Below are 26,044 nucleotides of genomic sequence, written 5' to 3'. Positions count from 1 at the left end.
GAGTTTTTATAACAAATAAGGCTTACTAAAATGAAAGCAACAATCGCAGCATTTTTCATTCCCTCTATTCTTGCGTTAACAGGATGTCAGCAGTTAAACGAAGCAACCGGGAAAGTAGGGGAGTCAATCAACTCTTCCTTATCTTCTCTGAGCGGGGCTTTAAGCCCATCAAACAGTAAGAGCACAACACTTGCCTCTGATAATCTTCCTGTGAACACCGTCAACGGTTTAGGCGTTATTTGCCGTGATTATGAAGCCAACGCGATGGCTGGTAAAAAGAACTGGATTGGTAAAAAGATAAGCATCAGCAATGCCACTGTGTTAGAACCGCAGGAAGCTTACGACACAATGAAGTATCTTGGTGCTCAACGGAACCATAAAACCTACGCTATTATCTTCCAGACTCCTGATACCAAATATTGTGGTGGGGCTGTGCTGCTGACCTATTTTCCGGGTCAGGATGACGATATCCTGAAAATTAAGAAAGGTCAGAAGGTCAATATAACTGGCGTTGTATACGACATTGGCGACAGGACGTTTAATACGCATAATAATGGCAACATGGCAGCGAAGGTAATTAAAATTAAAGAAGGTATCGTAAGGTAGATAAATGCTCAGGTTAATTCTTAGTTAGCCTGAGCAAAAAATAATTTATACTAAAAACTCTTTGGTAATATTGATATTATTTCTTTATACAAAGGTGATTTTGAAGTATAAGGGACCCGTCCGGATGGTACTATTATTGATGCGGGATCTAAATGTATCTCTTGGTCATCGAAAAATATTTGAGGGTTAAATGATTTTAATATTTTTGTTTTTTCAACACCACCAAGAAAAAATGCTTCATCGATATTTACACCCCATGCTCTTAATGTTTTTATTACACGAAGGTCAGCAGGACTATTTCTGGCAGTAACTAGTGCTATGCGAACTGGTGAATAGTCTACTTTTGCTGGCAAACGCGCCTGTAATTTGGCAATTTTCTTTAATAAGGTTGCATATGGTCCTTCTGCCAATGGTTCATTTTGTTTTTCATTTTCCTGTGCATGAAATTTTTTTAGCCCCATTGTTTTATAGACGATTTCACTTTCTTCATCGAATAATACAGCATCACCATCAAATGCAATTCTGACTTGATTGTCTGGGTATTCAGACGACACTTTTGGTGGGTCTTTCAGTATCGCAACGGCACAAGTCTTGGAATCAATAACTCTTTGCGCATCATTAATATCGGTTGTAAGAAATAAATCTACATCAAATGCATCAAGATAATCTACAACGCTTTTTCCTCCACAGAAGACTGAGCGAGTAATATCAATTTCTTTTTTTCTAATATTATTTAAAACCATTAATCCTGTATCAGGGCTATTTCTTGACATTATAACAACTTCAACCAATGCTGTTTTTTCATCAGGTTTTTTATATTTATTTAAGCTTAATAAAGATGTAACTAAGGGATATCCAGTTCCAGGTTTTAATTCGTCCTCTTCATGCAGCAACATATAGTTTCTATACTGCTCAATCGCCTTCTCTGGATTCTCATCAGAAAATTTTTTAAAAAGACTATCAGATTCTGACATGTCAAACAGAGCGGTTGAGCTTATTCCTATTACAAGTGTATTGGTCAGGTCAAAAGCCATTTTATCCTCTCAGGGTCTTCATTTTTCATTTGAGGACGTTAAATTCCTCATCCTTTATTCATTGATTGATAATACAGTTTAAGAAAGTTCCCCTGCCAACAACTCAGCCTGCTTCAAAACAGTTTCCGTAGCCAGCAATGACATATCAGGCGGATAACCATATTTTTTAAGCAGACGTTTTACCACCACGCGAATTTTTGCCCTTGCCGCTTCTTTCACTGTCCAGTCAAGACTGACATTGTTGCGGATAGCTTCCGTCAGAACGACTGCCAGTTCTCGTAGTTTTTCCTTTTGCATAAGCTCACGAGCGCTGTCGTTATCTGCAACCGCAGAATAGAAGGCATATTCATAGGTGCTGAGGTTTAACTGGCTGGCAAGGCTGTCAGATTCCTGGATGGTCTTGGCAAGCTTGATCAGTTCATCGATCACCTCCGCAGCGGTCAGTACCTTGTTCTGGTAGCCGTTGATTGCCGAGGTCAGCATATCAATCAATTTTTTACCCTGTGTAATACTTTGGTTCGAGCGAACCTTAATCTCATCAGAAAGCAGCTTTTTAAGCGTTTCCAGAGCAATATTTCTGTGCTGATAATCCTTCATTTCCTGGAGAAATTCATCAGAGAGCACAGAGATATCCGGCTTCTGTATTCCCGCTGCGTCAAAGATATCAACGACTTTATCCGTGACCAGTGCCTGATCGATAGTCTGTTTTACCCGTACTTCCAGACTGTCATTATGTTCTTCATCTGAGCCGTCTGGGTTTTCAGTGAATTTATTCAGGCGAGCCTTCACCGCTTGGAAGAATGCGACTTCGGGTGCCGCTTCCATTGCTTTATCATGCGGCGTCGCCAGTGCAAATGCCTGGGACACGGCAGCAACAGCCGCAAGGAAACGCATTTTCCCTTTGCCGTTATCCAGCCCTAAAATGTGGTTTTCTGATTCAAGGATAATCGTCAGGCGCTGTGAAGTCGTTGCAGTAAAGTAGGCTTTGTAATCGTAGCCATGCATCATGCCTTCCAGGATTTCCAGTTTTTCCTGCATGAGCATCACTGCTTCTTCCTGAACCTCAGCTGGATCACCCCGTCCTCCGGCATCGGAGTAGAACGACAGGGCTTCTTTTAAATCAGAGGCAATGCCCAGATAGTCAACAACCAGACCGCCTATCTTATCTTTGTACACACGGTTCACACGGGCAATCGCCTGCATCAGGTTGTGGCCTTTCATCGGTTTGTCTATATACAGGGTATGCATACTTGGCGCATCAAAGCCGGTAAGCCACATATCACGTACTATCACCAGTTTCAGCTTGTCGTCGTCGTCCTTCATACGGTTAGCCAGAACCTGACGTTCTTTTTTTGTAGTGTGGTGTTTAGCGATTTCTGGCCCGTCAGCAGCGGAAGATGTCATCACGACTTTTATTACGCCATCGCTTAAATCATCACTGTGCCATTCGGGTTTAAGGGCGACGATTTCCTTATACAACTCAGCAGCAATACGGCGGGACATGGTTACTATCATCCCCTTGCCATGATCGGCATTGGATTTTAAACGCTGTTCAAAGTGCTGGACCATATCAGCGGCAATGGCTTTAATGCGTTTTTCACTGCCAATCAGCCCTTCGATTCTCGCCCATTTAGAACGTTCTTTCTGTGTGAGCGTCAGTTCGTCCTCGTTAAACTCATCATCAAATTCTTCAATAAGCTGACGACCTTCTTCACTGATCGCAATTTTCGCCAGACGGCTTTCATAGAAAATACGCACGGTTGCACCATCTTCTACCGCCTGTGAGATATCATAGATATCGACATAGTTACCGAAAACAGCAGGTGTATTTACGTCCGTTTTCTCTATGGGGGTTCCGGTAAAGCCCAGATAGGTCGCATGGGGTAAGGCATCACGCATATATTTGGCAAAGCCATAAACGGTGCGTTTACCCGTTACGTTGCCTTCGCTGTCTTTTACGTCAACTTCTTTGGCGCTGAAACCGTACTGGGAACGGTGTGCTTCATCAGCGATAACAACAACGTTGGTACGAGCTGACAGTAACTCATAGATATTTCTGCCATCATCAGGCTGGAATTTTTGAATAGTGGTAAACACCACGCCACCAGAGGCTACCCGCAAATATTCTTTGAGTTCGTCTCTGTTATCGGCCTGTTTGGGTGTCTGACGCAGTAGCTGGGTAGCGGAAGAAAACGTACCGAATAGCTGATCATCCAGATCATTACGGTCAGTGATCACAACGACGGTCGGATTATCCAGAGCCAGCACAATCTTCCCGGTATAAAATACCATCGAAAGCGATTTACCGGACCCCTGTGTATGCCAGACTACGCCCGCTTTGCGATCCCCGGTTTTTTGTGCATTAACGAGATCTTTACTGTTACGTCCCTGTTGGCGGACTGCCACTTCGGCAGAGGGGGAATCTGCATTTACCGCCGATGCACGAATAGTGGAAAGTACTGCTGCATTGACCGCGTAGTACTGGTGATAAGCTGCCATTTTTTTAACAGTACGGATACTGATAATCCCTTTGTTGTCTTCATGTTTGCTGGCTTCAAACACAATAAAGTGACGGATCATATCCAGAAGCGTTACAGGATTAAGCAACCCCTGTAATAAAACTTCTAGCTGTGGCTGGGTACTGGTGGCTTGCGTTTTACCGTTAGCGGTTTTCCACGTCATATAGCGGCTGAAATCAGCAGAAACGGTTCCCGCTTTGGCTTCCAGCCCGTCAGAAATTACATTAAAGGCATTGTATGTAAACAGGCCGGGGATTTGGTTCTGATAGGTTTTAATCTGGTTATAAGCACCTAATACCGTTGCATTTTCGTCAGCAGCATTTTTAAGTTCAATCACGACTAATGGCAGACCGTTGATGAATAAAATAATATCGGGTCGGCGATTATGACGGTTTTCCCTTATGGTTATTTGGTTCAAAACCAAAAATTCGTTATTAGTCGGATCGTTAAAATCGATGAGCCAGGCGAGTTCTCCCTGAGTATTACCATCCTTACTGACTTCAATGTTTATACCTTCTGTCAACAGGCGATGAAAGGCCAGATTGTTTGCCATCAGGTCAGGTGTGCTGATCTGCATCACCTGTTTCAGGGCTTCCTCACACTTCTGTTCACTAAGGTGAGGATTCAAGCGTTGCAGGGCAGCACGCACCTTATCTTCAAGGATAACCTGCTGATAGCTACGTAATGGATTGATTCCACTAGGTTCAGTGTCCGGGCCGTAAACATACTCATAGCCCAGCCCTTGCAGGTGCTCAATCGCCATTACTTCAATATCGGATTCGGTCATCTTTGCCATGCGTACTGTCCTTATTGCCGCTAAACTAGAGAGCGGGTTGTGCACCCGCTTAATTATTTTATGCTACTGACGCGATTGCTTCTTTTGCATACTGAACCCGTACTTCACCACTCATTAGTTTAGGAAGTAGAGTGTCGCGGAGAGATACTAGTGTTTTTATTTTGTTATGATTACCATGAATCTTGCTCCAGTAAGAGCCAACAATATTATGAAAGTAGTTTATTTGTTCTTTGCCCGGATAAAGAAATGGAACATTTCCAATGTCTTCTGGTTTTAAAGAAGGATAGGTTGACGTAGAACCTTCTGCTATAGAGTGCAGATATTCGGTCATATCCTCAGAAGTTAATAAATAATAAATGAAAAATGGGCTAATTGATTTGCTAGAAATAACGCAAAAACCTGTCGAAACAACGAGGTTTGACGGTGGATTAATGCAAATACCATAATGACACTGATCTGGACGCACTGTTGATAATATTATATCAAAGTCATTGACTAATCTTTTAGCTCGACTTGGTGCCTCTGATAACAACAAGGTTTGAAGTTCAGATATTTTTCCTCTGGTTAATGAGCCTGTATCCAAGTATTGGATCTCTTTAAAGTTATAGCTTTTGCTTATTGATGATTTGTTTAACTCAACATATTGATTGAGCCTTTTTTCAGGCCATTCATCTTGTGCTTCCTCTATAAAAAGTTGCCTAAACAGCGTTTCAGCCATAGATTCCAGCGTCTTATTTTGGCTATGAAGTAGGTCTATTTTATCATCTAGAGAGGACAGCACAGAGGCGATGGCTTTTTGTTCTTGGATAGAAGGTAATAATACAATGTAACTGAAAATTGCATCTTTATCTCCTCTGGGCATTTTAGCCCCTTTGGATGTTAAAACAGTATACTCAGTAAAAGATGGATCACATAATAGATAGTATAAAAATTTACTATCGCAATTGTCCTTAGCTCGAAAGACTAAAACATCTGCGGAAGCAGTGCCATTAAATCTTGAAAACCAAACTTTCTTAAAATAAGTTCGAATGTTTGAAAACAAAACGTCTTGAGGAATAAATGTATTTACGGTGTTTGAAGAGGGGAGGTTTTCAGCATACTCTACACCACCAAAATTAGGTAGCATGTTTTCGGTTGAAATATAATTTTCAATAGATGCGTTCTTAATGTTTGTTTTAACGGTAATTAAATCGCAAATATCTTTAATACTGACCTCATGCAACCAACTCATAATACCACCTTCGCCAGATTTTCAGCGATAGTTTTATTTAGACGCGTTTCTTCTTCCAGTTGCGCTTCAAACTCCGCTTTAAGAGCCGTAAACCGTTCTTTAAAATCGAAATCGTCTTCTTCATCAGCAAGACCAACATAACGGCCAGGTGTCAGCACATAATCGAGTTCAGCAACTTCATCAATGTCTACTGACGCACAGAAACCAGCGACGTCTTCGTAGTCGCCATTTTTATTACGCCAGTTATGGTAGGTGTCAGCAATAGTTTTGATATCTTCGTCAGAAAGCACTTTGCTACGACGGTTGATTAAATGACCGAGATTACGGGCATCAATAAACAGGATTTCTTTACTGCGATCTTGATACTGACTGCTATTTGCCCTGTCACGGCGCATAAACCATAACGCAGCAGGGATCTGAGTGTTCAGGAACAGTTTTGCAGGTAAGTTAACGATACAGTCAATCACATTGGCATCTTTAACAAGTGCTGCACGGATAGCACCTTCACCAGAACTTTTCGAAGTCAAAGCCCCTTTTGCCAGCACAACGCCAGCCTGACCTTTTGGCGACAGGTGATACAGGAAGTGTTGCATCCAGGCAAAGTTAGCATTGCCGGCAGGAGGGATACCATATTGCCAGCGAGCATCTCCACGAAGTTGTTCGCCTGACCAATCGGAAACGTTAAACGGTGGATTCGCAATGATATAATCAGATTTTAAATCTTTATGGGCATCATTCAGGAATGAGCCTTCACTGTTCCAGCGAACGTGTTCTGAGTTAATGCCACGAATAGCCAGATTCATTTTTGCCAGACGCCATGTTGTCTGGTTGGATTCCTGCCCGTAAATCGAAATATCGTCGATATTACCCTGGTGTGCTTCAACAAATTTCTCTGACTGCACGAACATACCACCAGAACCACAGCAGGGATCAAATACACGGCCTTTGTAGGGTTCCAGCATGTTAACCAGCAGGCTTACAATGGATTTTGGGGTATAGAACTGACCGCCTTGTTTACCTTCTGCCAGTGCAAACTCACCGAGGAAGTATTCGAATACGTGGCCTAAAACGTCAGCAGAACGTGCTTTGGCATCACCTAATGCAATATTGCCAATCAGATCTATCAGTTCACCCAGCACTGTGGCATCAAGATTCTGGCGGGCATAGACTTTCGGCAACACACCTTTTAGCTGTGGGTTACCCGCTTCGATAAGCTCCATCGCATCATCAACCAACTTACCGATTCCCGGCAGTTTAGCCTTTGAAATCAGATAACTCCATCGCGCCAGTTCAGGAACGAAAAATACGTTATAGGCGGTGTATTCGTCTTTGTCTTCGGGATCTGCACCTGCAAATTCACCTTCGCCTGCTTTCAGCAGTTCGTAATGTGATTCAAAAGAATCTGAAATGTATTTAAGGAAAATCAGGCCCAGCACTACATGCTTGTACTCGGCGGCATCAATGTTCTTACGTAGCTTGTCAGCCGCTTTCCACAGGATGACCTCTAACGGGTCTGTTTTGATTTCTTTGGGTTTTCTAGCCATTACGTTCATTTTCCAGATACGGACGATAGACCTATTTTGCCTTAAAGTTCCTGCTGTTACGAGCTTACCGTTGATTTTTAGTGACTTAAATTTTACTTGTTTAGCAAAATTCACTCATCCTTTCGCTTACTTGAACCAAAGCGAAGTTTAGGCAGCGTGAAACCTTTTGATTTGGCAGGAACTTTACTTTCCTTTGGTAAGGGTGGAAAGGTAACTGGTCGGCTTGTTTTGTCTGGCTCTTGTTTTTTCTCAGGCTCGTGGTTGTAGTTAGCGTCCGGTGCTACGGAAACGTGTGCTGATTTACTGGTAGTCCCCATCGACTCCCACTGCCTGCGGGTTATCTTCAATTTAGTAACTGGGTCTATCATAATCTCATCGAGCGGATCGATAACGGCTGGCGCGACTAGGGTAGTGATAGCGGTTTCTGGTATGGCTTTATGAACAGAGTGTTTAACCAATACACTCATAAAAGTTTTAATGAAATCATACAGCTTGTGCAGATTGATCTCACGTTTACGTCTTAATAGCGTTGGTTTTTCTGTTTTTGGCGCAACACCATAGTAAAGGGACATATCCCTTTGCTTCGCTTGGACAGGCTTGAAGCGACGTTTTCTTTCCGGAATAACCAGTACAGGTTGCTGTGGTGTCGGTTTCGCTTTAAGACGTTCGATGCGGAAAGTGTTCAGGTTGACGGTCATGAGATGACTCACATCACTGTTAAACAACTGCCTGAAATCGTTAGCAGCTTGTTTGGTCTGTGCTGCCTGCACTTGTTCTGCGGCACGTAACGTTTTGGCTCTTTTGGTGTGCCAAGATTTACGGTCTATTCGAGTCAGCGCAGGGCGGTTAAGCTCAACGGCTCTTGCCAGTTGTTCATTAGCTATATCCAGTCTTCCCGTTTCCTTTGCCGCCTTAGCCAGAGCAATCGCTTCTTCACGCTGTGCTGCAAGGGAACGGTGATCCATGCGATTCGCAGAACCAGCACGTTCAAGTGCACGGTTAGACATTCTGGACCATGACGCACGCCATTCATCCATCAAATCATGCTCGTTCCAGCTTCTGTTCTTGTTGCCGAAACCTTGTGGTGTTATCTCACGCAAAGTAAGCATGACGTGAGCATGGGGATTATGACCGTCAAGGTCATGGAAAGAGATATCGGCAATCATGCCTTTGCTGACAAAATTACGTTTGCAGTAGTTTTTCACTAACGCGATTTTGGCATCGTTATCCAGTTCAATAGGAATAGCGATATCAAAATAACGTGAGAGCTGCGCGTCTTTCCTTTTTTCAACTTTCTCAATTTCATTCCACAACACAGCAGATTTTTCAATAATATTAAAAGGTGTGTGTTCTGGTGCAAGAATGCAGTGGTGAAACAGATCGGAACGATATGAATAATCGTACACGTCTCCTGTTCTCACGTCTTCAATTCTTTCTCTTGCGTTATATGCGGCGAGATAACAGGACGATTTACCTGCCGATCTTTTCAGTATATTAAACGATAAATGAAACATTGCCATATTACAAAGAATACTCCTGTTAGGTTTTAATTTGTTTTAAAGGTGAGGACCTTGGGTTTTAGTTTTTCGCAAGAAAAACTCTGGGGTTGACTTTAAGGCCCCTGCCAGGCCCACACGTTGCGAAGCAATGTATAAGTGGGCATTGTATTTATTTTTTATTCAGCTTGCGCCGAATAAAAATAAAAAAATGGTTAAGTTTTTCTCTGGATTTAAGCGCCGAAAGAAGAGGCGCGTAAGCTTAGGGGTAAAGGGATGTAAATCGAAGAAGGGATGTTTTCTTATTGCTTACATTAATAATATAACCCGGAATTTAATGTTTGTAAAATTTGCTAAATAAAAAAGATGTGATAATTGTTTTATTCAGATTAAAACAAAAATAGAGGTAAAAATGAATAAAATAATAAATGTCATTAACAATCAGAATGGAGATGGCGATCTGGAAACAAAATGGTTTCTGATTGATTACAGCGACAACAGCGAAAGTATGCGCATCAGATTAAAAGAAAACACGGTTAAAGAAGCCTTTACTGCTATCCGCAGCGAATATGAACCTCAACTGCTGGAAGCCAGCGAGCAAACCCGTTTCAGAACCCTGTCAGGGCGGTATGGTAATGCTGTCTCTTCACTCAAAAGAAGCATCATGCAGGAGCTGATTATCATTGTAACGGGGCTTTTCCTGAATTATTTCAGCATCGACAGTACATATGCTACCGCCAGAGAAGTTATCAGGCAGTTATTTGGTCTTTCGGTTAAACGAGAGGTTATTTTATCTTCCTTTGCATCAGATAGTAGGCGAGCAGACAGGAAAGGCGGGTGGTTTAGTATACAGCAGTATGAAAAATCAATGCTGTTCGACTGTTTTAATGGGGTGATTAATGCCGGGCAACAATATGAAGCGATAAAAAGCCGTCTCGACGTTCTGGTTGCCGCCACTAAATCATAATAAAAAACAAAAAGATATATCCCTTTGTTTTACTAATAAATGGATTGCTGGATAAGAAAAGCAATATGAAGATCAAACCCTTAGTGGTTGGTGGTCGGGTTTAATATTACAGGAGAAATTTAATGGAAAGAAAAAATTTACAGCAACTACTTGCATCAGCACAGCAGGAACTGAACAGATTAACGACAAAACAAAAGTCCCTGACACGAAAAGAAACAACACATAAAAAAATTGTATTAGGTGGTGAAGTAGCAAAGTATCTGGGGCTGGATATTAATCATGATATGTTAGTTGGTTTTCTTCTGACTTTCGTCAGTTCGACAGATGTACAACGAAAAACCTGGTTAAGTAACGGGGCCAGAGCCAGAGAGAATGAGAATCTGAGAAAAGAGCAAAAAAATAAAAATTACATTAAAAAAACAGATCATGAAAAAAATGATACTAATGTACATCATGAATCGGAAAATTTTACTCATCCTGATGCAATGATAAAACATACTGAAAAGGGAACGGCAATGCAGCTTAATAACACTTTTTCTGCAATGCTTGAAAAGAAACTGGCAGAGAAGAAAAATAAAAATGAATGAACTTACACTGGAAGGTATAGAAAGTAACGATGAGGTTATCAAGGCTGCAACAGATCACATGGCTTTTTTTCTGTTCTCAATTCTCTCAGATTGTTATCCGGAAATTGCGACATCTGAATTTGAAAATATTTTCAATGATGAGTTTAAGTTTGATATCGAAAATTTCATTAAAAATTACAGGAGAAACATTGGAAGCAGAATGACGATGGCGGGTAAAGATATCGCTCAGGTTTATTCCAATCAGAGGTTTTTTGAAAAACTATCAAGAGCACTTGAACAATGTAAAAAAGATAAGGGAGCTTTCACTACCAGAAATCAGGTATATACTGTTAAGTTTAGCCTTTGATATAACGCTGAGCAGACTAAAACTTGTTTTTGGCTGTGAAGGGTTGGACAAACCCACCGGGTGCGGCAGTAACTTATATTGTATTTTTAATTGAAGAGGAGTATATAATTCCTATTGTGGGGGGTAATGTACATTATTTTTTACTTCACTGTTTAGGACCTTTTTTTCAAAAGTACCTTTTAATTCGATGGTCTAATAAACGGTTTTCACATATGCTAAGGGCAAATAAATGGAAATAATTAGCCCTCGACAAAACCATTGATTTTCTTTTAGCACATAGCGGAGCATGAATAGCGATTTTTATCTGTATGATTTACTGAATGCAATAAGTACTAATCGTATTCTGCTACCCACTCGTCCAGCATATCTGCCCATTCCTGCATCATCACTTTTCGTTCATCGATGTAAGTTGCATGATTGTACGTGCGGCGAACATTGTTTGTATCAGCGTGCGCTAACTGAGCTTCGATAGCATCAGCTCGATAGCCCATCTCGTTTAAACGTGTACTCCCCGTAGTTCTGGTGGCATGAGGGCTATAAGTTCCACTCCAACTGAGACTTTTGAGTAGCTGGCGCAGAGAGTGCGATGTAATTGGGCCTAGCGGGTTATCCCTGCCCGGAAAAATATGCTGTCGGTGCCCGGTTAATCCTTGTAGTGTTTTGAGCATATTGACGGCTTGGGAGGGAAGGGGAATAACATGTTCCCTGCGAGCTTTCATGCGCGTTGCCGGAATGATCCATAGTGCGTTGTCAAGATCGAATTCTTCCCATTCTGCCTCGGTGACTTCGGCTGGTCGCGCCAATGTCCACCACATTAGCCACATGCAATAGTTAACCTGATATGAGCCGCGACTGTTATCAAAACAGCTTAATAGCTTACCGATTTGCTTCGTATTCAATGCTTGTTTGTGCTGTGTCTTATTCGCGGGAAGCGCCTTGCGCACAGGCCAGACAGGATCACTATCAGCTCTAAGCGTTGCCACTGCTAACTCGAAAACTGATGATATGGTACGTCGGGCTTCTGCGGCAACAGTTGGTGCGCCGCGTTTAGCGGTTTCCTGAAGAATTTTAAGAATGTGGTGCGAGTTGATTTCTCTGACAGGAAGCTTACCGATTGAAGGAAATACCACACGTTCAAGCATATCCAGTCGGCGAGTTTTAGTAATTTCTGCCCAGTCTTTCATCTGTAACCATTCTTTGGCGATTAGCTCAAATGTGTTTGATGCATCATTGACCTTGCGGATCTTATCTAACTGGCGAGCCAGTGCCGGGTTGATTCCATCCGCAACTTGCTTTCTCGCTTGCTCGCATTTCACTCGTGCTTCGGCGAGTTTTACTGCTGGATACTCACCCAACGCAAACATGCTTGATTTACCGTTGAGTTTGAATCGAAAACGCCATGCTTTTTTGCCGCTGGGTTTCACTTCCAGGTAGAGACCGTTGAAGTCATTGAGTCGATAGAGTTTTTCTTTCGACCTAGCAGTGCGGCATTGCGTATCAGTGAGCATAGCGGATCCATGTCTATTTACTAGATTATCATTGTACTCACCTAAAATGATAATGGAAACGATTTGTACTCATCTATGTACTCATTTTAGAATGCGCTTTCATGGGATGACATGGGACAATATGGAATGAAAAATCCACGCAATGGCGTGGATTTTAAGGGTTTAGGTGGTTTTCATGGGGTGTTATGATACCTCATGAGACAACCAATTTTATTTAGACGTTAAACAGGAAGTTCATCACATCGCCATCTTTCACGATGTACTCTTTACCTTCTGAACGCATCTTGCCGGCTTCTTTAGCACCTTGCTCGCCTTTATAAGCGATGAAATCTTCAAACGCGATGGTCTGGGCGCGGATAAAGCCTTTCTCGAAGTCAGTGTGGATTTTACCGGCTGCCTGCGGAGCTGTCGCGCCAACCGGGATGGTCCAGGCACGTACTTCTTTCACGCCAGCGGTGAAATAGGTCTGCAGGTTCAGCAGGGAGTAACCGGCGCGGATAACGCGGTTCAGGCCTGGCTCTTCCAGTCCCAGCTCTGCCATGAACTCGTCACGGTCTTCATCTTCCAGCTCAGCAATGTCCGACTCAACGGCGGCGCACACGGGCACCACGACTGAACCTTCCGCTTCGGCGATAGCGCGCACCTGATCCAGGTACGGGTTGTTCTCGAAACCATCTTCATTGACGTTAGCAATGTACATAGTGGGTTTCAGAGTCAGGAAGCTCAGATAGCGGATTGCCGCTTTGTCGTCCTCATCCAGATTCAGTGAACGCAGCATGCCCGCTTCAGAAAGATGCGGCAGGCACTTCTCCAGCGCAGCCAGCTCGGCTTTGGCATCTTTGTCGCCGCCTTTGGCTTTCTTCTGCACACGCTGAATCGCACGTTCACAGGTCTCAAGATCGGACAGCGCCAGCTCAGTGTTGATCACGTCAATATCTTCAGCCGGGTTCACTTTACCCGCCACGTGGATGATGTTGTCGTTTTCAAAGCAGCGCACTACGTGGCCAATCGCTTCGGTTTCGCGGATGTTGGTCAGGAACTGGTTACCCAGACCTTCACCTTTTGACGCGCCTTTTACCAGACCGGCGATATCGACGAATTCCATGGTAGTCGGCACCACGCGTTGCGGCTTAACAATCTCAGAAAGCTGGTCGAGACGCAGGTCAGGCATCGGCACCACGCCCGTGTTTGGCTCAATGGTGCAGAAGGGGAAGTTAGCCGCTTCGATGCCCGCTTTAGTCAGCGCGTTAAACAGAGTGGATTTACCGACGTTCGGCAGGCCCACGATACCGCATTTGAATCCCATGGTTTGATACCCTTTATAACTGGATGGACAGTGCGTTAGAAGGCGGACTGTCGGAGACGAATTGAAAAATTTCGCGCATTATACACGGAATCACGACGATTCGGGCGTTTAAGCAGGCTTGAAGGCGTGCAGCCGGTTCATCGCCTTGATACGATCCTCTTTCAGCCACAGTTCGGTGCAGCGCGCCGCCTCATCAATGGCATCATCAATCAGCTTCTGCTCACTGGCGGGCGGCTTGCCCAGCACAAATCCGGTCACCTTGTTGCGATCGCCGGGATGTCCGATACCGATGCGCAGCCGATGGAAATTGTTGTTGTTGCCCATTTTGCTGATGATATCTTTCAGCCCGTTATGGCCGCCATGCCCGCCGCCCTGCTTGAACTTCGCCACGCCGGGTGGCAGATCGAGTTCATCATGCGCCACCAGGATCTCTTCTGGCGCGATGCGATAAAAGGTCGCCATCGCCGCCACGGCTTTCCCGCTCAGGTTCATAAAGGTGGTCGGCACCAGCAGGCGCACATCCTCTCCGGCTATCGCCAGGCGCGCGGTATAGCCATAGAATTTGCCTTCCTCTTTCAGTGACTGATTGTGGCGCTCAGCCAGTAAATCCAGATACCAGGCACCCGCATTGTGGCGCGTGGCGGCATATTCAGCGCCTGGATTGGCAAGGCCCACAATCAGTTTAATGCTGCTCACAATGATTATCCTGCTGTTATCGCGAAAGGGCGTTAGTTTACTTCGCCACGGGCGAGATGACAAAGTACAAGCAGCGAAATGGTTCATGACGGTGATTAATCATTTTCCATCGAAATCAACAGGCTGCAATCAGGGCCAGTTAATTATTTATGGCTGATGTGTGATCCACTCCGCAACGTTATCTTCACCCATTGCCTAAGCTTATGGCACTTAACATTGTGTGCGGTTATTGACTCATATGGATGGAGGTGCAGCATGAAACATCAACACTGCCGTGTAGCGGGTAACAGCTTGATGGTACTGGGATTAGTCACAATGGTGCTGGGCGTGGGTTTCTCAATTATGAACCAGCTTCCCTCGCTTGATCTGCCAGATGCGCTGGCGCAGGGCGCAATCCTCGGCATCTTTGTTGGTGCAATGATGTGGCTGGTCGGGGCGGGTCTGAGTGGTCGTGAAAAGGTTGAAGATCGTTATTACTGGCATCGTCACTATGACAAACGTTGTCGCCGGTCGCACAATTCTCACCATTAACTGATGCCAGCAGTGACCGGATGCTGCGCGATGCGGTTCCGGCCGCTGGCCTTGGCGTGATAGAGCGCTTTATCCGCCAGTGCGAGTAAATCGTCAAAACCCTGCTGCTGATGTGTGACCGTGGCAAACCCAATGCTGACCGAATAGGCAATTGAATTGGGTTGTGACGCACAGACCTCCCGCCGAATTGTCTCGCACCATGCCTCTGCCTCTGTTGCCGCCGCCGGAATTATTGCCGCAAACTCCTCTCCGCCCAGTCGCGCAAAACGCCCCTCAGCCGGTATCAGCCCTCTGACAATGTCGCAAAAGTGAATCAATATCTGGTCGCCCTGTTGATGGCCATACCGATCGTTAATGCTCTTAAAATGATCCAGATCGAACAGAATCGCGCTAAACGGCCGGTTCTGACGGCGGCATCGCGCCACTATTTTTTCTGCTTCATTAAATAAAGCCCGACGATTCCAGACGCTGGTCAGAGGATCGTGCATCGAGGCATGTTTTAAGACTGACTGCATCCGTTCATTCACCATGGCCAGGATAGTAAATGTCAGACCAATGACAAACAGAATCGATTCCAGGATGACGTAAATCGAGAAGTTTGATCCGCCAATGGCGCCAGGCAGAGTGCTGGGAATAGCGCTGTCCAGAAACAGGCGAGCCAGATGAAACAGCAGATGGATCCACAGCAGCAACTGCGCAGGCCAGAAGGTCACCTTTAGCGTGGCACGCGCCAGCCAGACCAGCTGGATCAGTGCGGCGGTATAGGCGATGCAGGCGATGCAGAGCACCAGCACCCGTTTGGGTAAGCTGTAATAGAACGCCGGGAAACAACAGAGGAGTGCCCAGAGCAGGGCGCCCAATAGCCAGTGAGTGCCGATGGGCTTGCCGCAGAAGCGCCGGAACGCATTTAACAATCCGCCGTAAGCCAGCATCACTAAAACGTTACCCACTGCAACGGGCAGGAAATGCAGGCCACTGCTGCGCAGGCTACTTAAGAATACCGCAATCAGGGTAAAAACCAGCGACAGGCAGGTGAAGCCGAGAACGCGATCATACTGCGATCCGATCCAGGCAAAAAACATGATGATGCTCAGAAACCCCAGCACATAAAGCTCGCAGACAAATAACGTATAGATATCGAGGCTCATGGCGGTCAGGGTTCTTATGAAAAGTGCGCTGCAAATTACCACTTAACGGCACAGGGCAGAAGCGGGGAACGCGGCGTTTTATCAAAAGAGTGGGTGGCGTTGAAAATAGGCGATTTTGGGGAAATTTATCGCGAAAATATCAGAAAAAGAAGCGCGTTAATCGGGCGCCCGGCAGGCATAAAAAAACCGGGCACAGGGCCCGGTTCCGCGAAGATTAATGCTCGAACATTGCCGAGATTGACTCTTCGTTACTGATGCGGCGAATGGCTTCGGCCAGCATGCCAGATAAGGTCAGCGTGCGCACATTCGGCAGTGACTTAATCTCCTGAGAGAGTGGGATGGTATCGCAGACGATTACCTGGTCGAGCACAGATTTACGCAGGTTTTCAACCGCATTGCCGGAGAAGATCGGGTGGGTCGCGTAAGCAAATACGCGTTTAGCACCACGCTCTTTCAGCGCTTCAGCCGCTTTGCACAGCGTGCCGCCGGTGTCGATCATGTCGTCGACCAGCACGCAGTCGCGGCCAGCAACGTCACCAATGATGTGCATCACCTGAGAAACGTTCGCGCGAGGGCGGCGTTTATCAATGATGGCCATATCGGTGTCGTTCAGCAGTTTAGCGATAGCACGGGCACGTACTACGCCACCAATATCGGGAGAAACAACAATCGGGTTTTCCAGACCGATCTGCATCATATCTTCCAGCAGGATCGGACTGCCAAATACGTTATCAACCGGGACGTCGAAGAAGCCCTGGATCTGCTCGGCGTGCAGGTCAACCGTCAGAACACGGTCAACACCGACGCTGGAAAGGAAGTCTGCCACTACTTTAGCGGTGATAGGTACACGCGCGGAACGCACGCGGCGATCCTGACGGGCATAACCAAAGTAGGGGATGACTGCGGTAATACGACCAGCAGAAGCACGACGCAGCGCGTCGACCATCACAACCAGTTCCATCAGATTATCGTTGGTGGGGGCACAGGTGGACTGGATGATGAAAATATCACCACCGCGTACATTTTCGTTGATCTGTACGCTCACTTCACCATCACTGAAACGTCCTACAGCGGCGTCTCCCAGGCTGGTGTAAAGGCGGTTGGCAATACGTTGTGCTAGTTCCGGGGTGGCGTTACCAGCAAATAGCTTCATATCAGGCACGAGAAGAACCTCAGGCTTTGCGTCCAGAGAATGAACGGCATGACTGTAACCGGCGCGTACGGTCATGTGCGTTCACACGGGTGTGTTGATGCGAAACGTGCAGTGTCCGGAACGTGGTGACACTGTCACGCATTCGCTAATCGCCTCGCAGGGTACGCTGTAGCGGCGAAACATTTACGCCCCGGGCTACAAATGCGCGTACCCCATTCGGGGCAAGCTCCAGCACCTGGCGGGCAGCAGACTCGGTGTCGAATTCAGCAAACACACAAGCGCCCGTGCCAGTCAGGCGTGACGGCGCGTATTCTAGCAGCCAGGAAACAAGCTCATCAACCTCACGAAAACGTTTTCTTACCACTGCTTCACAATCATTGGTGAAGGGTGATGCTAAAAGCGTCGATAAACTGCGCGATGGAGTATCTCGCGTCAGTTCGGGGTCGTTGAATACTACTGGGGTGCTGATATTCACGCCGGGATGGGCGACAAGATACCACTTTTCTTCCGGCTCTGCGGGATGAAGTTGTTCACCCACCCCCTGGGCGAAGGCCGCGAAGCCCTGGACAAACACCGGCACATCCGCGCCCAGCTTCACGCCCATCGCCGCCAGCTCATCCGGCGTGAAGCCGGTTTGCCACAGATGATTCAGCGCCACCAGCACGGTTGCCGCATCAGAGGAGCCGCCACCGAGACCGCCACCCATGGGCAGGTTTTTCTCAACGGCAATCTGCGCGCCCGCGTGAGCGGACAGGCGATTGTTATCCTGCGCCGCCTGTTTCAGCATGTTTGCGGCGCGGACAATCAGGTTATCCGCATCCGCAACGCCTGCCACGGGCGTTAACAGTGTAATCGAGCCGCTTTGATCGACAGTAATCTGCAGCTGGTCACCGTAATCAAGAAACTGAAACAGCGTCTGCAGGTTGTGATAGCCGTCGGGACGACGGCCGGTGATGTAGAGAAAAAGATTCAGTTTTGCCGGGGCAGGCCAGTGGGTGATCATTGAACGGTCCAGCCGTCCATACGCAGTTTAATCCGCTGGTCACCCTCTTTCAGCTCCAGGCTCGAAGGCAGCGGCGGGGTGACTTTGCTGTCGTAGCCCGCAATAGAGACCTGCCAGTTCTGACCGTCGCGGCTGTAGTTCAGGCTGCTCAGCTGATAGCTCTCGTTGAGCTGATAGTCGGTGGCATCGCCTGGCAGACCCATCATCCACTGGCGCAGATTCGCCAGCGGAATGTTCATGCCGGTCAGCTGCGAAATCATTTTCTGCGCATCGTTGCTGACGTAACGCTTGCCTTTGTTATCGACGATCTGTACCACCGAGCCCTGCGCATCCAGCTGCAGTTCGGTGCTGCCCAGCGGATTGGTCAGCAGCAGGCGATAGCGATCGGGCGCGGTCTGCTGCCAGTTAAAGCGGGCATAGACTTTCTGCTTGTCAGAAAGATAGGCAAAGGCGCCGCGGGTCTGATAGTGCGTGACCTTTGAGACCGCCTGCTGATGCTGTTGCCACTGTGGCGCGGTAACGCTGGGGCCCGGGCCTTGCGGTTTGTTGACGCTACAGGCTGCCAGCAGAACGCTGGCAAGGGGCAAAAGGCGCAACAGATTGCGTGGTGAATTAAGCATCAAGTGGTCATCTCCTCGGACACATTTATTATTCGTAACGGATAACGCTAACCGTCCCGGTTTTAACCGTCAATGCTGTTATGCAGCAAATTGAGCACGATCGGGTTAATCTTATTACAGTCATAGCCTTTGTATGGCTTTTCTTGATCTGCCGCATCTTGTAGAATGCGCCTCACAAAACCCTGACATTATTGGGACATCCCAACCAAAACCGCTATGACGCTGCTCGCTCTCGGAATCAATCACAAGACAGCCCCCATTGCTCTGCGCGAACGCGTCTCGTTCGGGCCGGAGACGCTTGAGCAGGCGTTAAACAGCCTGTTGTCACAGCCAATGGTGCAGAGCGGCGTGGTGTTGTCCACCTGTAACCGGACTGAACTCTACCTGAGTGTAGAGCAGCAGGCCGACTTACAGGCGCGTCTGGTGAGCTGGTTATGCAATTATCATCAGCTGGATGAAGAGGATGTGCGAAACAGCCTCTACTGGCATCAGGATAACGAGGCGGTCAGCCACCTGATGCGCGTTGCCAGCGGACTCGACTCACTGGTGCTGGGCGAACCGCAGATCCTCGGTCAGGTGAAAAAAGCCTTTGCCGACTCCTCACGCGGTCAGGCGCTGAGCAGTGAACTGGAACGCATGTTCCAGAAAACCTTCTCGGTTGCCAAACGCGTGCGTACGGAAACCGATATCGGTGCCAACGCGGTGTCGGTGGCGTTTGCCGCCTGTACGCTGGCCCGTCAGATCTTCGAATCGCTCTCCTCCGTCAATGTCTTACTGATTGGCGCAGGTGAGACCATTGAGCTGGTGGCGCGTCATCTGCGTGAACATCAGGTCAAAAATCTGATCATCGCCAACCGTACCCGCGAACGCGCCGAAACGCTGGCGTCGGAAGTGGGTGCAGAGGTGATCACCCTGGCGGAGATCGACGCCCGTCTGGCAGAAGCCGACATTATTATCTCGTCAACCTCCAGTCCGCTACCGATTATCGGTAAGGGGATGATGGAGCGCGCGCTGAAAGCGCGACGTAACAAGCCAATGCTGCTGGTCGATATTGCGGTTCCGCGCGACGTAGAGCCGGAAGTGGGCGACCTGCCTAACGCCTATCTCTACAGCGTGGATGACCTGCAGGCGATCATCGAGCAGAACCTGGCGCAGCGCAAAGCGGCCGCGGTTCAGGCCGAAAGCATCGTAGTTCAGGAAAGCAGCGAATTCATGGCGTGGCTGCGCTCACAGGGCGCGGTGAATACGATCCGTGAATATCGTTCTCAGGCGGAAGAGATCCGCGCTGAGCTGGAAGGCCGTGCGCTGCAGGCGCTGCAGCAGGGTGCCGATCCGCAGAAAGTCATGCAGGAACTGGCGCACAAGCTGACCAACCGTTTAATACACGCTCCAACCAAATCACTTCAGCAGGCCGCCCGCGACGGCGATAATGAACGCCTGCAGATTTTACGCGACAGCCTGGGTCTCGATTAGGCACACCGCTGTCGCCACCTGTTACGGGAATCCCACATTTAAATGAAAACCTCTATAGTTGCCAAACTGGAAGCCCTGCAGGAGCGCCACGAAGAAGTGGAAGCGATGCTGGGCGATGCAGGCGTGATCGCCGATCAGGAGCGTTTCCGTGCGCTGTCACGCGAATATGCTCAGCTGACCGATGTGACCCGTTGCTTCCGCGACTGGCAGCAGGTGCAGGAAGATATCGAAACCGCGCAGCAGATGCTCGACGATCCTGAAATGCGTGACATGGCGCAGGAAGAGTTACAGGAAGCGCGAGAGAAGAGTGACGTGCTGGAGCAGCAGTTGCAGGTTCTGTTGTTGCCGAAAGATCCCGACGATGAGCGCGCCTGTTTTATCGAAGTGCGCGCCGGAACCGGCGGCGATGAAGCGGCGATTTTCGCCGGCGATCTGTTTCGCATGTACAGCCGCTATGCCGAAGCGCGTCGCTGGCGCGTGGAGATCATCAGCGCCAACGAAGGCGAGCATGGCGGTTACAAAGAAGTGATCGCCCGCGTGACCGGCGAAGGTGCCTATGGACGCCTGAAGTTTGAGTCAGGCGGCCATCGCGTGCAGCGCGTCCCGGAGACCGAATCCCAGGGCCGCATTCACACCTCAGCCTGTACCGTTGCCGTGATGCCGGAAATCCCGGAAGCGGAACTGCCGGAAATCAATGCGGGCGATCTGAAGATCGATACTTTCCGCTCATCCGGCGCAGGCGGTCAGCACGTTAACACCACCGACTCCGCTATTCGTATTACCCACCTGCCAACCGGTATCGTGGTGGAGTGTCAGGACGAACGTTCACAGCATAAAAACAAAGCCAAAGCGCTGGCGGTGCTGGGCTCGCGTATTCACGCTGCAGAGATGGCCCGCCGTCACGCCGCCGAAGCCAGTACCCGACGCAACCTGCTGGGCAGCGGCGATCGTTCTGACCGTAACCGCACCTACAACTTCCCGCAGGGCCGCGTGACCGATCACCGGATCAACCTGACCATCTACCGTCTGGATGAAGTGATGGAAGGGAAACTCGACAGCCTGATTGAGCCGATTGTTCAGGAGTACCAGGCCGATCAGCTGGCGGCGCTGGCTGGTCAGGATTAATGGATATTCGTCACTGGCTGAAACAGGCGGTCGCCACGCTGTGCGGTGGTGACAGTCCGAAGCGTGACGCAGAGATCCTGTTAGGTTTTGTGACCGGCAAATCACGTAGCTGGTTAATCGCCTTTGATGAAACGGTGCTCAGCGATGAGCAGCTGACGCAACTGGATAGCCTGCTGGCGCGTCGCGCCCGCGGTGAGCCGGTGGCGCATCTGGTGGGCGAGCGCGAGTTCTGGTCGCTGCCATTGCGCGTCAATGACGCCACGCTGATCCCGCGCCCGGATACCGAACTGCTGGTTGAACAGGCGCTGGCGCATCTGCCCGCGACACCGGCAACCATTCTGGACATGGGCACCGGCACCGGAGCGATTGCGCTGGCGCTGGCCAGCGAGCATCCCGATTGTCAGGTCACCGGCGTGGATCGCATTGAAGCCGCCGTTGAGCTGGCGAACAGTAATGCGCAGCAGCTCAGCCTCACCAACACCACCTTTCTGCTCAGTCACTGGTTCCAGGCGCTGACGCCACAGCGCTTTACCCTCATTGTCAGTAACCCACCCTACATAGATGCCAGCGATGTTCATCTGGAGCAGGGTGACGTGCGCTTTGAACCGCGCAGCGCGCTGGTGGCGGATGAAGCGGGACTGGCGGATCTGCGCACGCTGATCGAGCAGGCACCCACATGGCTGCTGCCGGGTGGCTGGCTGCTGCTGGAACATGGCTGGCAGCAGGGCGAGGCGGTGGCCACGCTGATGCGGCAAAAAGGCTATCACGCCGTGGAAACCGTCGATGATTACGGCGGCAATCCGCGTGTGACCTTAGGCCAGTTCCCTTCATAAAAGCGCTTTGAAAAGGATTCATGATGTTCGCCTTTTATCCCTTAATTAAAAATCTGCACATCTTAACGGTGGTGCTTACCGTGACGCTGTTCCTGCTGCGGTTTTACTGGCTGCGCCGTGGATCGGCAATGATGACGAAACGCTGGGTGCGCATCCTGCCGCACGCTAACGACACCCTGTTACTGGTGACCGGCGTCTCGCTGGTGATGATTACCCACTTCTATCCCTTTACACCGCAAGGAAGCTGGCTGACGGAGAAGCTTTTAGCGGTTATCATCTACATCGCCTTAGGATTTGTGGCATTGAGTCGCCGTCCACGCACTGATCGCACCCGCTGGATCGCTTTTCTGGTAGCGTTAATCGCCCTGGTGGCCATCATTAAGCTGGCGCTGACCAAAATGCCGTTATGGGGATAGCATGACCTCGACCGAACAATTAGATTTCAGCCAGACACCGCTGTGTGAAGCGGTGATTGGTGCCACGCTTGCCATCCGCGCCGATTTCCCGGCGTTGTCGGTGGAAGCACAACTTGCGGCGTTAGTCGCTGAAGCACGTGACTATGTCAGCCATACCGAAGATGCTGACATGCAGCTCGAAAAGCTGCTGGAACTGTTCTATCGCCAGTGGGGATTTTGCGGTGCCAGTGGCGTTTACAATCTTTCTGATGCCCTCTGGATCGACAATGTGCTGAAGACCCGTCGGGGCACGGCGGTGTCACTGGGCGTTATCCTGCTGCACATCGCGGCCGAGCTGGAACTGCCGCTGATGCCGGTGATCTTCCCGACGCAGCTGATTCTGCGCGCCGACTGGATTGATGGCGATAAGTGGATGATCAACCCGTTTAATGGCGAAACCCTTGACCGGCACACGCTGGAAGTGTGGCTCAAAGGCAATATCAGCCCGACAGCGCGTCTGTATGACGATGATCTCGACGAAGCCAAAACCGTCACCGTGATGCGCAAGATGCTCGACACGCTGAAAGCGGCGTTGATGGAAGAGAAGAAGATGGAGCTGGCGCTGAACGTCAGTCAGGTGCTGTTACGTATCGATCCTGACGATCCCTACGAAATCCGCGATCGCGGTTTGATCTACGCGCAGCTGGAGTGCGACCATATCGCCCTGAATGATTTAACGTACTTCGTTGAGCAGTGTCCTGAAGACCCGGTCAGCGAAATGATCAAAGTTCAGATTCACGCAATCGAACAAAAACAGGTCACGCTGCACTAAGCGGACCCACTGAAAAGGAAAGGGCATGACACAGAAAGTCGTGAGTATTGGCGATATCAAAGTCGCAAACGATCTGCCATTTGTACTGTTTGGCGGGATGAACGTACTGGAGTCGCGCGACCTGGCGATGCGCATCTGCGAACACTACGTTACCGTCACCAGTAAACTTGGTATTCCTTACGTATTCAAAGCGTCATTTGATAAAGCGAACCGCTCCTCTATTCACTCCTATCGTGGCCCAGGCCTGGAAGAGGGGATGAAGATTTTCCAGGAGCTGAAGCAGGCTTTCGGCGTCAAAATTATCACCGATGTGCATGAAGCGTCCCAGGCGCAGCCGGTCTCTGAAGTGGTTGATGTGATCCAACTGCCCGCGTTCCTGGCGCGTCAGACTGACCTGGTTGAAGCGATGGCGAAAACCGGCGCGGTGATTAACGTCAAGAAGCCCCAGTTCGTCAGCCCGGGTCAGATGGGCAACATCGTTGATAAGTTCGCTGAAGGCGGCAACGAGCAGGTCATCCTGTGCGATCGCGGCAGCAATTTCGGCTACGACAATCTGGTTGTCGACATGCTCGGCTTTAACGTGATGAAGAAAGTCACCAAAAACAGCCCGGTGATTTTCGATGTCACCCATGCGCTGCAGACGCGCGATCCGTTTGGCGCAGCATCAGGCGGTCGTCGTGCTCAGGTGGCTGAGCTGGCGCGTGCCGGTATGGCGGTTGGCATTGCCGGTCTGTTTATCGAAGCGCACCCGGATCCTGAACACGCCCTGTGTGACGGCCCATCCGCGTTGCCGCTGGATAAGCTGGAGCCATTCCTGGTGCAGATGAAAGCGATTGACGATCTGGTGAAAAGCTTCCCGGAACTCGATACCAGCAAATAAGTTTGCAGTAAAAAAGAGCACTGAGTCGTTTAATAAGATTGTGGGAAAGTGCTGCTGGATTCGCTGTGAAATCGAGCCAGTTCAGAGAACAGGGGCAGATCGAAAAGACGCTAAAGCCATCCATGGCCGCTCGGCCCGCGCCGTCCCTGGCGCGGGACGCTTTTCTCCTCTGCCCCTGTTCCCTTCACGTCGAGTTCATCTGTTGCTGCCAGATGTATTCTGACCTGGGTTTTCAACGACAAAAAAAGAGCGATTAATCGCTCTTTTTTTTCGCCTGAAATCCGGTGACGTTACAGCATGATGGTCATCAGATAACCGATAAACAACGCCAGATGCGCGGCTCCATTTAGTACATTTGTGCGTCCGGTCGAGAAGGAGAGCTGACAGAGAATCAGCGACGCCATCATAATCACCATCTGCGGCGGCTCCAGACCAAATATCAGCTCCTGTCCGGTCAGGGTGGCGATAATGGTTACCGCCGGTACCGTGAGTGAGATGGTCGCCAGCACTGAACCAAAGAAGAGGTTCATGGCGCGCTGCACCTGATTCATCAGCACGGCCCTGATCGCCCCCAGGCCTTCCGGTGAGAGGATCAGCAGGGCCACCAGGAAACCGGTAAACTGTGCCGGTGCATTCAGATCCGTCAGCAGGCTTTCCAGCGTATTAGCATTCATCTTGGTCACGGCAATGACCGCAATCAGATGCACGATCAGCCAGCTGGTATGCCAGAAGCTGCTGTGGGCAGAGGGTTTGCCATGATGCGGGTCGCCATCATCGCTCTCATCTTCATGCTCATAGACAAACAGGCTCTGGTGGGTTTTAGTCTGAATCAGCAGGAACACGCCATACATCGCCGCTGAAATCGCCGCGATCAGCAGTGCCTGAGTGACAGAGAAATTACCGCCCGGCAGTGCGTTGGGAAACACCAGTACCAGAATCGCCAGGGGAAAGATAGCGATCAGATATTGCTTCACGCCCGCCAGATTCACGTATTGCGTCGCAAACTTATTACCGCCCAGCAGCAGCGCAAAGCCAACCAGTCCACCGGTTACAATCATCACGATCGAATAGAGCGTATCGCGCATCAGCCCGGGTGCGGCATCGCCGGTCGCCATCAGCGCCGAGATCAGGCTCACTTCCAGAATCACCACGGACAGACTCAGGATCAGAGAGCCATAGGGCTCGCCCAGCCGGTGCGCCAGCACGTCGGCATGCCGTACAACGCTAAAGGCGCTGCTCAGAATGGCAACCAGCGCCACTAAGTTGATACCGACTACAATCGGAAATGATGTGGTTGCACCAAAAAAATAGAGTATACCCAGCGTGATAAGGGGAAGTATCAGCGAGAATTCCTTGTGACGTGTTTTTTCATGTGAAGGCATTCACCATCCTCTCTGGTTAATGATTATCCGGAC

General features: G+C 49.0%; 24 protein-coding genes. 11 read left to right on the top strand and 13 right to left on the bottom strand.

Annotated features, from left to right (window positions below; all coding sequences use genetic code 11):
• Positions 1-30 precede the first annotated feature (30 nt).
• Positions 31-606, top strand: coding sequence for a hypothetical protein (locus ACVKSX_RS04940; protein ID WP_354438443.1), 576 nt, complete (start codon positions 31-33; stop codon positions 604-606).
• 50 nt (positions 607-656) lie between these two features.
• On the opposite strand, the gene ACVKSX_RS04935 is transcribed toward ACVKSX_RS04940, so the two are convergent.
• From ACVKSX_RS04935 to mobQ, 5 genes are all read right to left on the bottom strand, one after another.
• Positions 657-1,640: a 5'-nucleotidase gene (locus ACVKSX_RS04935; protein ID WP_354438442.1), complete on the bottom strand. Its 984-nt coding sequence runs from the start codon at positions 1,638-1,640 to the stop codon at positions 657-659.
• A 78-nt stretch (positions 1,641-1,718) separates the two neighbouring features.
• Complete coding sequence (locus tag ACVKSX_RS04930; protein ID WP_354438441.1) at positions 1,719-4,955, bottom strand: type I restriction endonuclease subunit R; 3,237 nt, start codon at positions 4,953-4,955, stop codon at positions 1,719-1,721.
• A 58-nt stretch (positions 4,956-5,013) separates the two neighbouring features.
• Positions 5,014-6,186, bottom strand: a complete 1,173-nt coding sequence (locus ACVKSX_RS04925) for a restriction endonuclease subunit S (RefSeq protein ID WP_354438440.1) — start codon at positions 6,184-6,186, stop codon at positions 5,014-5,016.
• Positions 6,183-7,730 (bottom strand): type I restriction-modification system subunit M, encoded by a 1,548-nt coding sequence (locus ACVKSX_RS04920; protein ID WP_354438545.1) that lies wholly within the window; start codon positions 7,728-7,730, stop codon positions 6,183-6,185. The genes ACVKSX_RS04925 and ACVKSX_RS04920 overlap by 4 nt, the downstream gene beginning before the upstream one ends.
• A 110-nt stretch (positions 7,731-7,840) precedes the next feature.
• Positions 7,841-9,250 carry a MobQ family relaxase gene (gene mobQ, locus ACVKSX_RS04915; protein ID WP_354438439.1) on the bottom strand — a complete coding sequence of 470 codons (1,410 nt, stop codon included), beginning with the start codon at positions 9,248-9,250 and terminating at the stop codon, positions 7,841-7,843.
• Between the two features lie 388 nt (positions 9,251-9,638).
• Here mobQ and ACVKSX_RS04910 point away from each other — a divergent pair, with 388 nt between their 5' ends.
• From ACVKSX_RS04910 to ACVKSX_RS04900, 3 genes are all read left to right on the top strand, one after another.
• A complete protein-coding gene (locus ACVKSX_RS04910) occupies positions 9,639-10,193 on the top strand; it encodes a hypothetical protein (protein WP_167430940.1) in 555 nt (184 codons plus the stop codon).
• 122 nt (positions 10,194-10,315) lie between these two features.
• Positions 10,316-10,780: a conjugal transfer protein TraD gene (gene traD, locus ACVKSX_RS04905; RefSeq protein ID WP_354438438.1), complete on the top strand. Its 465-nt coding sequence runs from the start codon at positions 10,316-10,318 to the stop codon at positions 10,778-10,780.
• Positions 10,773-11,126, top strand: coding sequence for a hypothetical protein (locus ACVKSX_RS04900; protein ID WP_354438437.1), 354 nt, complete (start codon positions 10,773-10,775; stop codon positions 11,124-11,126). The genes traD and ACVKSX_RS04900 overlap by 8 nt, the downstream gene beginning before the upstream one ends.
• Positions 11,127-11,458: 332 nt before the next feature.
• On the opposite strand, the gene ACVKSX_RS04895 is transcribed toward ACVKSX_RS04900, so the two are convergent.
• The 3 genes from ACVKSX_RS04895 to pth form a co-directional block, all read right to left on the bottom strand.
• Positions 11,459-12,634: a tyrosine-type recombinase/integrase gene (locus ACVKSX_RS04895; RefSeq protein ID WP_354438436.1), complete on the bottom strand. Its 1,176-nt coding sequence runs from the start codon at positions 12,632-12,634 to the stop codon at positions 11,459-11,461.
• Positions 12,635-12,848: 214 nt separating this feature from the next.
• Positions 12,849-13,940, bottom strand: coding sequence for a redox-regulated ATPase YchF (gene ychF / locus ACVKSX_RS04890; RefSeq protein ID WP_010245885.1), 1,092 nt, complete (start codon positions 13,938-13,940; stop codon positions 12,849-12,851).
• Positions 13,941-14,048: 108 nt separating this feature from the next.
• On the bottom strand, positions 14,049-14,636 hold the full coding sequence (pth, locus tag ACVKSX_RS04885) for an aminoacyl-tRNA hydrolase (RefSeq protein WP_062757497.1): 588 nt from the start codon (positions 14,634-14,636) through the stop codon (positions 14,049-14,051).
• A 255-nt stretch (positions 14,637-14,891) separates the two neighbouring features.
• On the opposite strand from pth, the gene ychH reads away from it, so the two are divergent.
• Positions 14,892-15,167 (top strand): stress-induced protein YchH, encoded by a 276-nt coding sequence (gene ychH / locus ACVKSX_RS04880; RefSeq protein WP_010245880.1) that lies wholly within the window; start codon positions 14,892-14,894, stop codon positions 15,165-15,167.
• Here ychH and ACVKSX_RS04875 read toward each other — a convergent pair.
• The 4 genes from ACVKSX_RS04875 to lolB all read right to left on the bottom strand — a co-directional run bounded on the left by ACVKSX_RS04875 (position 15,164) and on the right by lolB (position 19,091).
• Complete coding sequence (locus ACVKSX_RS04875; RefSeq protein WP_346465038.1) at positions 15,164-16,315, bottom strand: GGDEF domain-containing protein; 1,152 nt, start codon at positions 16,313-16,315, stop codon at positions 15,164-15,166. The genes ychH and ACVKSX_RS04875 overlap by 4 nt on opposite strands.
• Positions 16,316-16,529: 214 nt before the next feature.
• A complete protein-coding gene (gene prs, locus ACVKSX_RS04870; protein WP_010245874.1) occupies positions 16,530-17,477 on the bottom strand; it encodes a ribose-phosphate diphosphokinase in 948 nt (315 codons plus the stop codon).
• A 136-nt stretch (positions 17,478-17,613) separates the two neighbouring features.
• Positions 17,614-18,471, bottom strand: coding sequence for a 4-(cytidine 5'-diphospho)-2-C-methyl-D-erythritol kinase (ispE, locus tag ACVKSX_RS04865; protein WP_010669983.1), 858 nt, complete (start codon positions 18,469-18,471; stop codon positions 17,614-17,616).
• Entirely contained in the window at positions 18,468-19,091 is a 624-nt protein-coding gene (lolB, locus tag ACVKSX_RS04860) for a lipoprotein insertase outer membrane protein LolB (RefSeq protein WP_010669984.1), read from the bottom strand. Before lolB ends, ispE begins: the two co-directional genes overlap by 4 nt.
• Before the next feature lie 216 nt (positions 19,092-19,307).
• Here lolB and hemA point away from each other — a divergent pair, with 216 nt between their 5' ends.
• Genes hemA through kdsA form a run of 6 tightly spaced genes read left to right on the top strand, consistent with a single transcriptional unit; the run spans position 19,308 to position 24,629 of the window.
• Entirely contained in the window at positions 19,308-20,564 is a 1,257-nt protein-coding gene (hemA, locus tag ACVKSX_RS04855) for a glutamyl-tRNA reductase (protein WP_354438435.1), read from the top strand.
• A 42-nt stretch (positions 20,565-20,606) separates the two neighbouring features.
• Positions 20,607-21,689, top strand: a complete 1,083-nt coding sequence (gene prfA / locus ACVKSX_RS04850; protein ID WP_010245863.1) for a peptide chain release factor 1 — start codon at positions 20,607-20,609, stop codon at positions 21,687-21,689.
• Positions 21,689-22,522, top strand: coding sequence for a peptide chain release factor N(5)-glutamine methyltransferase (gene prmC, locus ACVKSX_RS04845; protein WP_323170263.1), 834 nt, complete (start codon positions 21,689-21,691; stop codon positions 22,520-22,522). Before prfA ends, prmC begins: the two co-directional genes overlap by 1 nt.
• A 23-nt stretch (positions 22,523-22,545) precedes the next feature.
• On the top strand, positions 22,546-22,938 hold the full coding sequence (locus ACVKSX_RS04840; RefSeq protein WP_022625782.1) for a SirB2 family protein: 393 nt from the start codon (positions 22,546-22,548) through the stop codon (positions 22,936-22,938).
• A 1-nt stretch (position 22,939) separates the two neighbouring features.
• Positions 22,940-23,749, top strand: coding sequence for an invasion regulator SirB1 (sirB1, locus tag ACVKSX_RS04835; RefSeq protein ID WP_010245855.1), 810 nt, complete (start codon positions 22,940-22,942; stop codon positions 23,747-23,749).
• 25 nt (positions 23,750-23,774) lie between these two features.
• Positions 23,775-24,629: a 3-deoxy-8-phosphooctulonate synthase gene (gene kdsA / locus ACVKSX_RS04830; RefSeq protein WP_010669989.1), complete on the top strand. Its 855-nt coding sequence runs from the start codon at positions 23,775-23,777 to the stop codon at positions 24,627-24,629.
• Between the two features lie 290 nt (positions 24,630-24,919).
• On the opposite strand, the gene chaA is transcribed toward kdsA, so the two are convergent.
• Complete coding sequence (chaA, locus tag ACVKSX_RS04825) at positions 24,920-26,011, bottom strand: sodium-potassium/proton antiporter ChaA (protein ID WP_010669990.1); 1,092 nt, start codon at positions 26,009-26,011, stop codon at positions 24,920-24,922.
• Positions 26,012-26,044: the final 33 nt, after the last annotated feature.

The organism is Pantoea sp. PvP021 (genome assembly GCF_054056055.1).
This window is presented reverse-complemented; position numbering and strand designations above follow the sequence as displayed.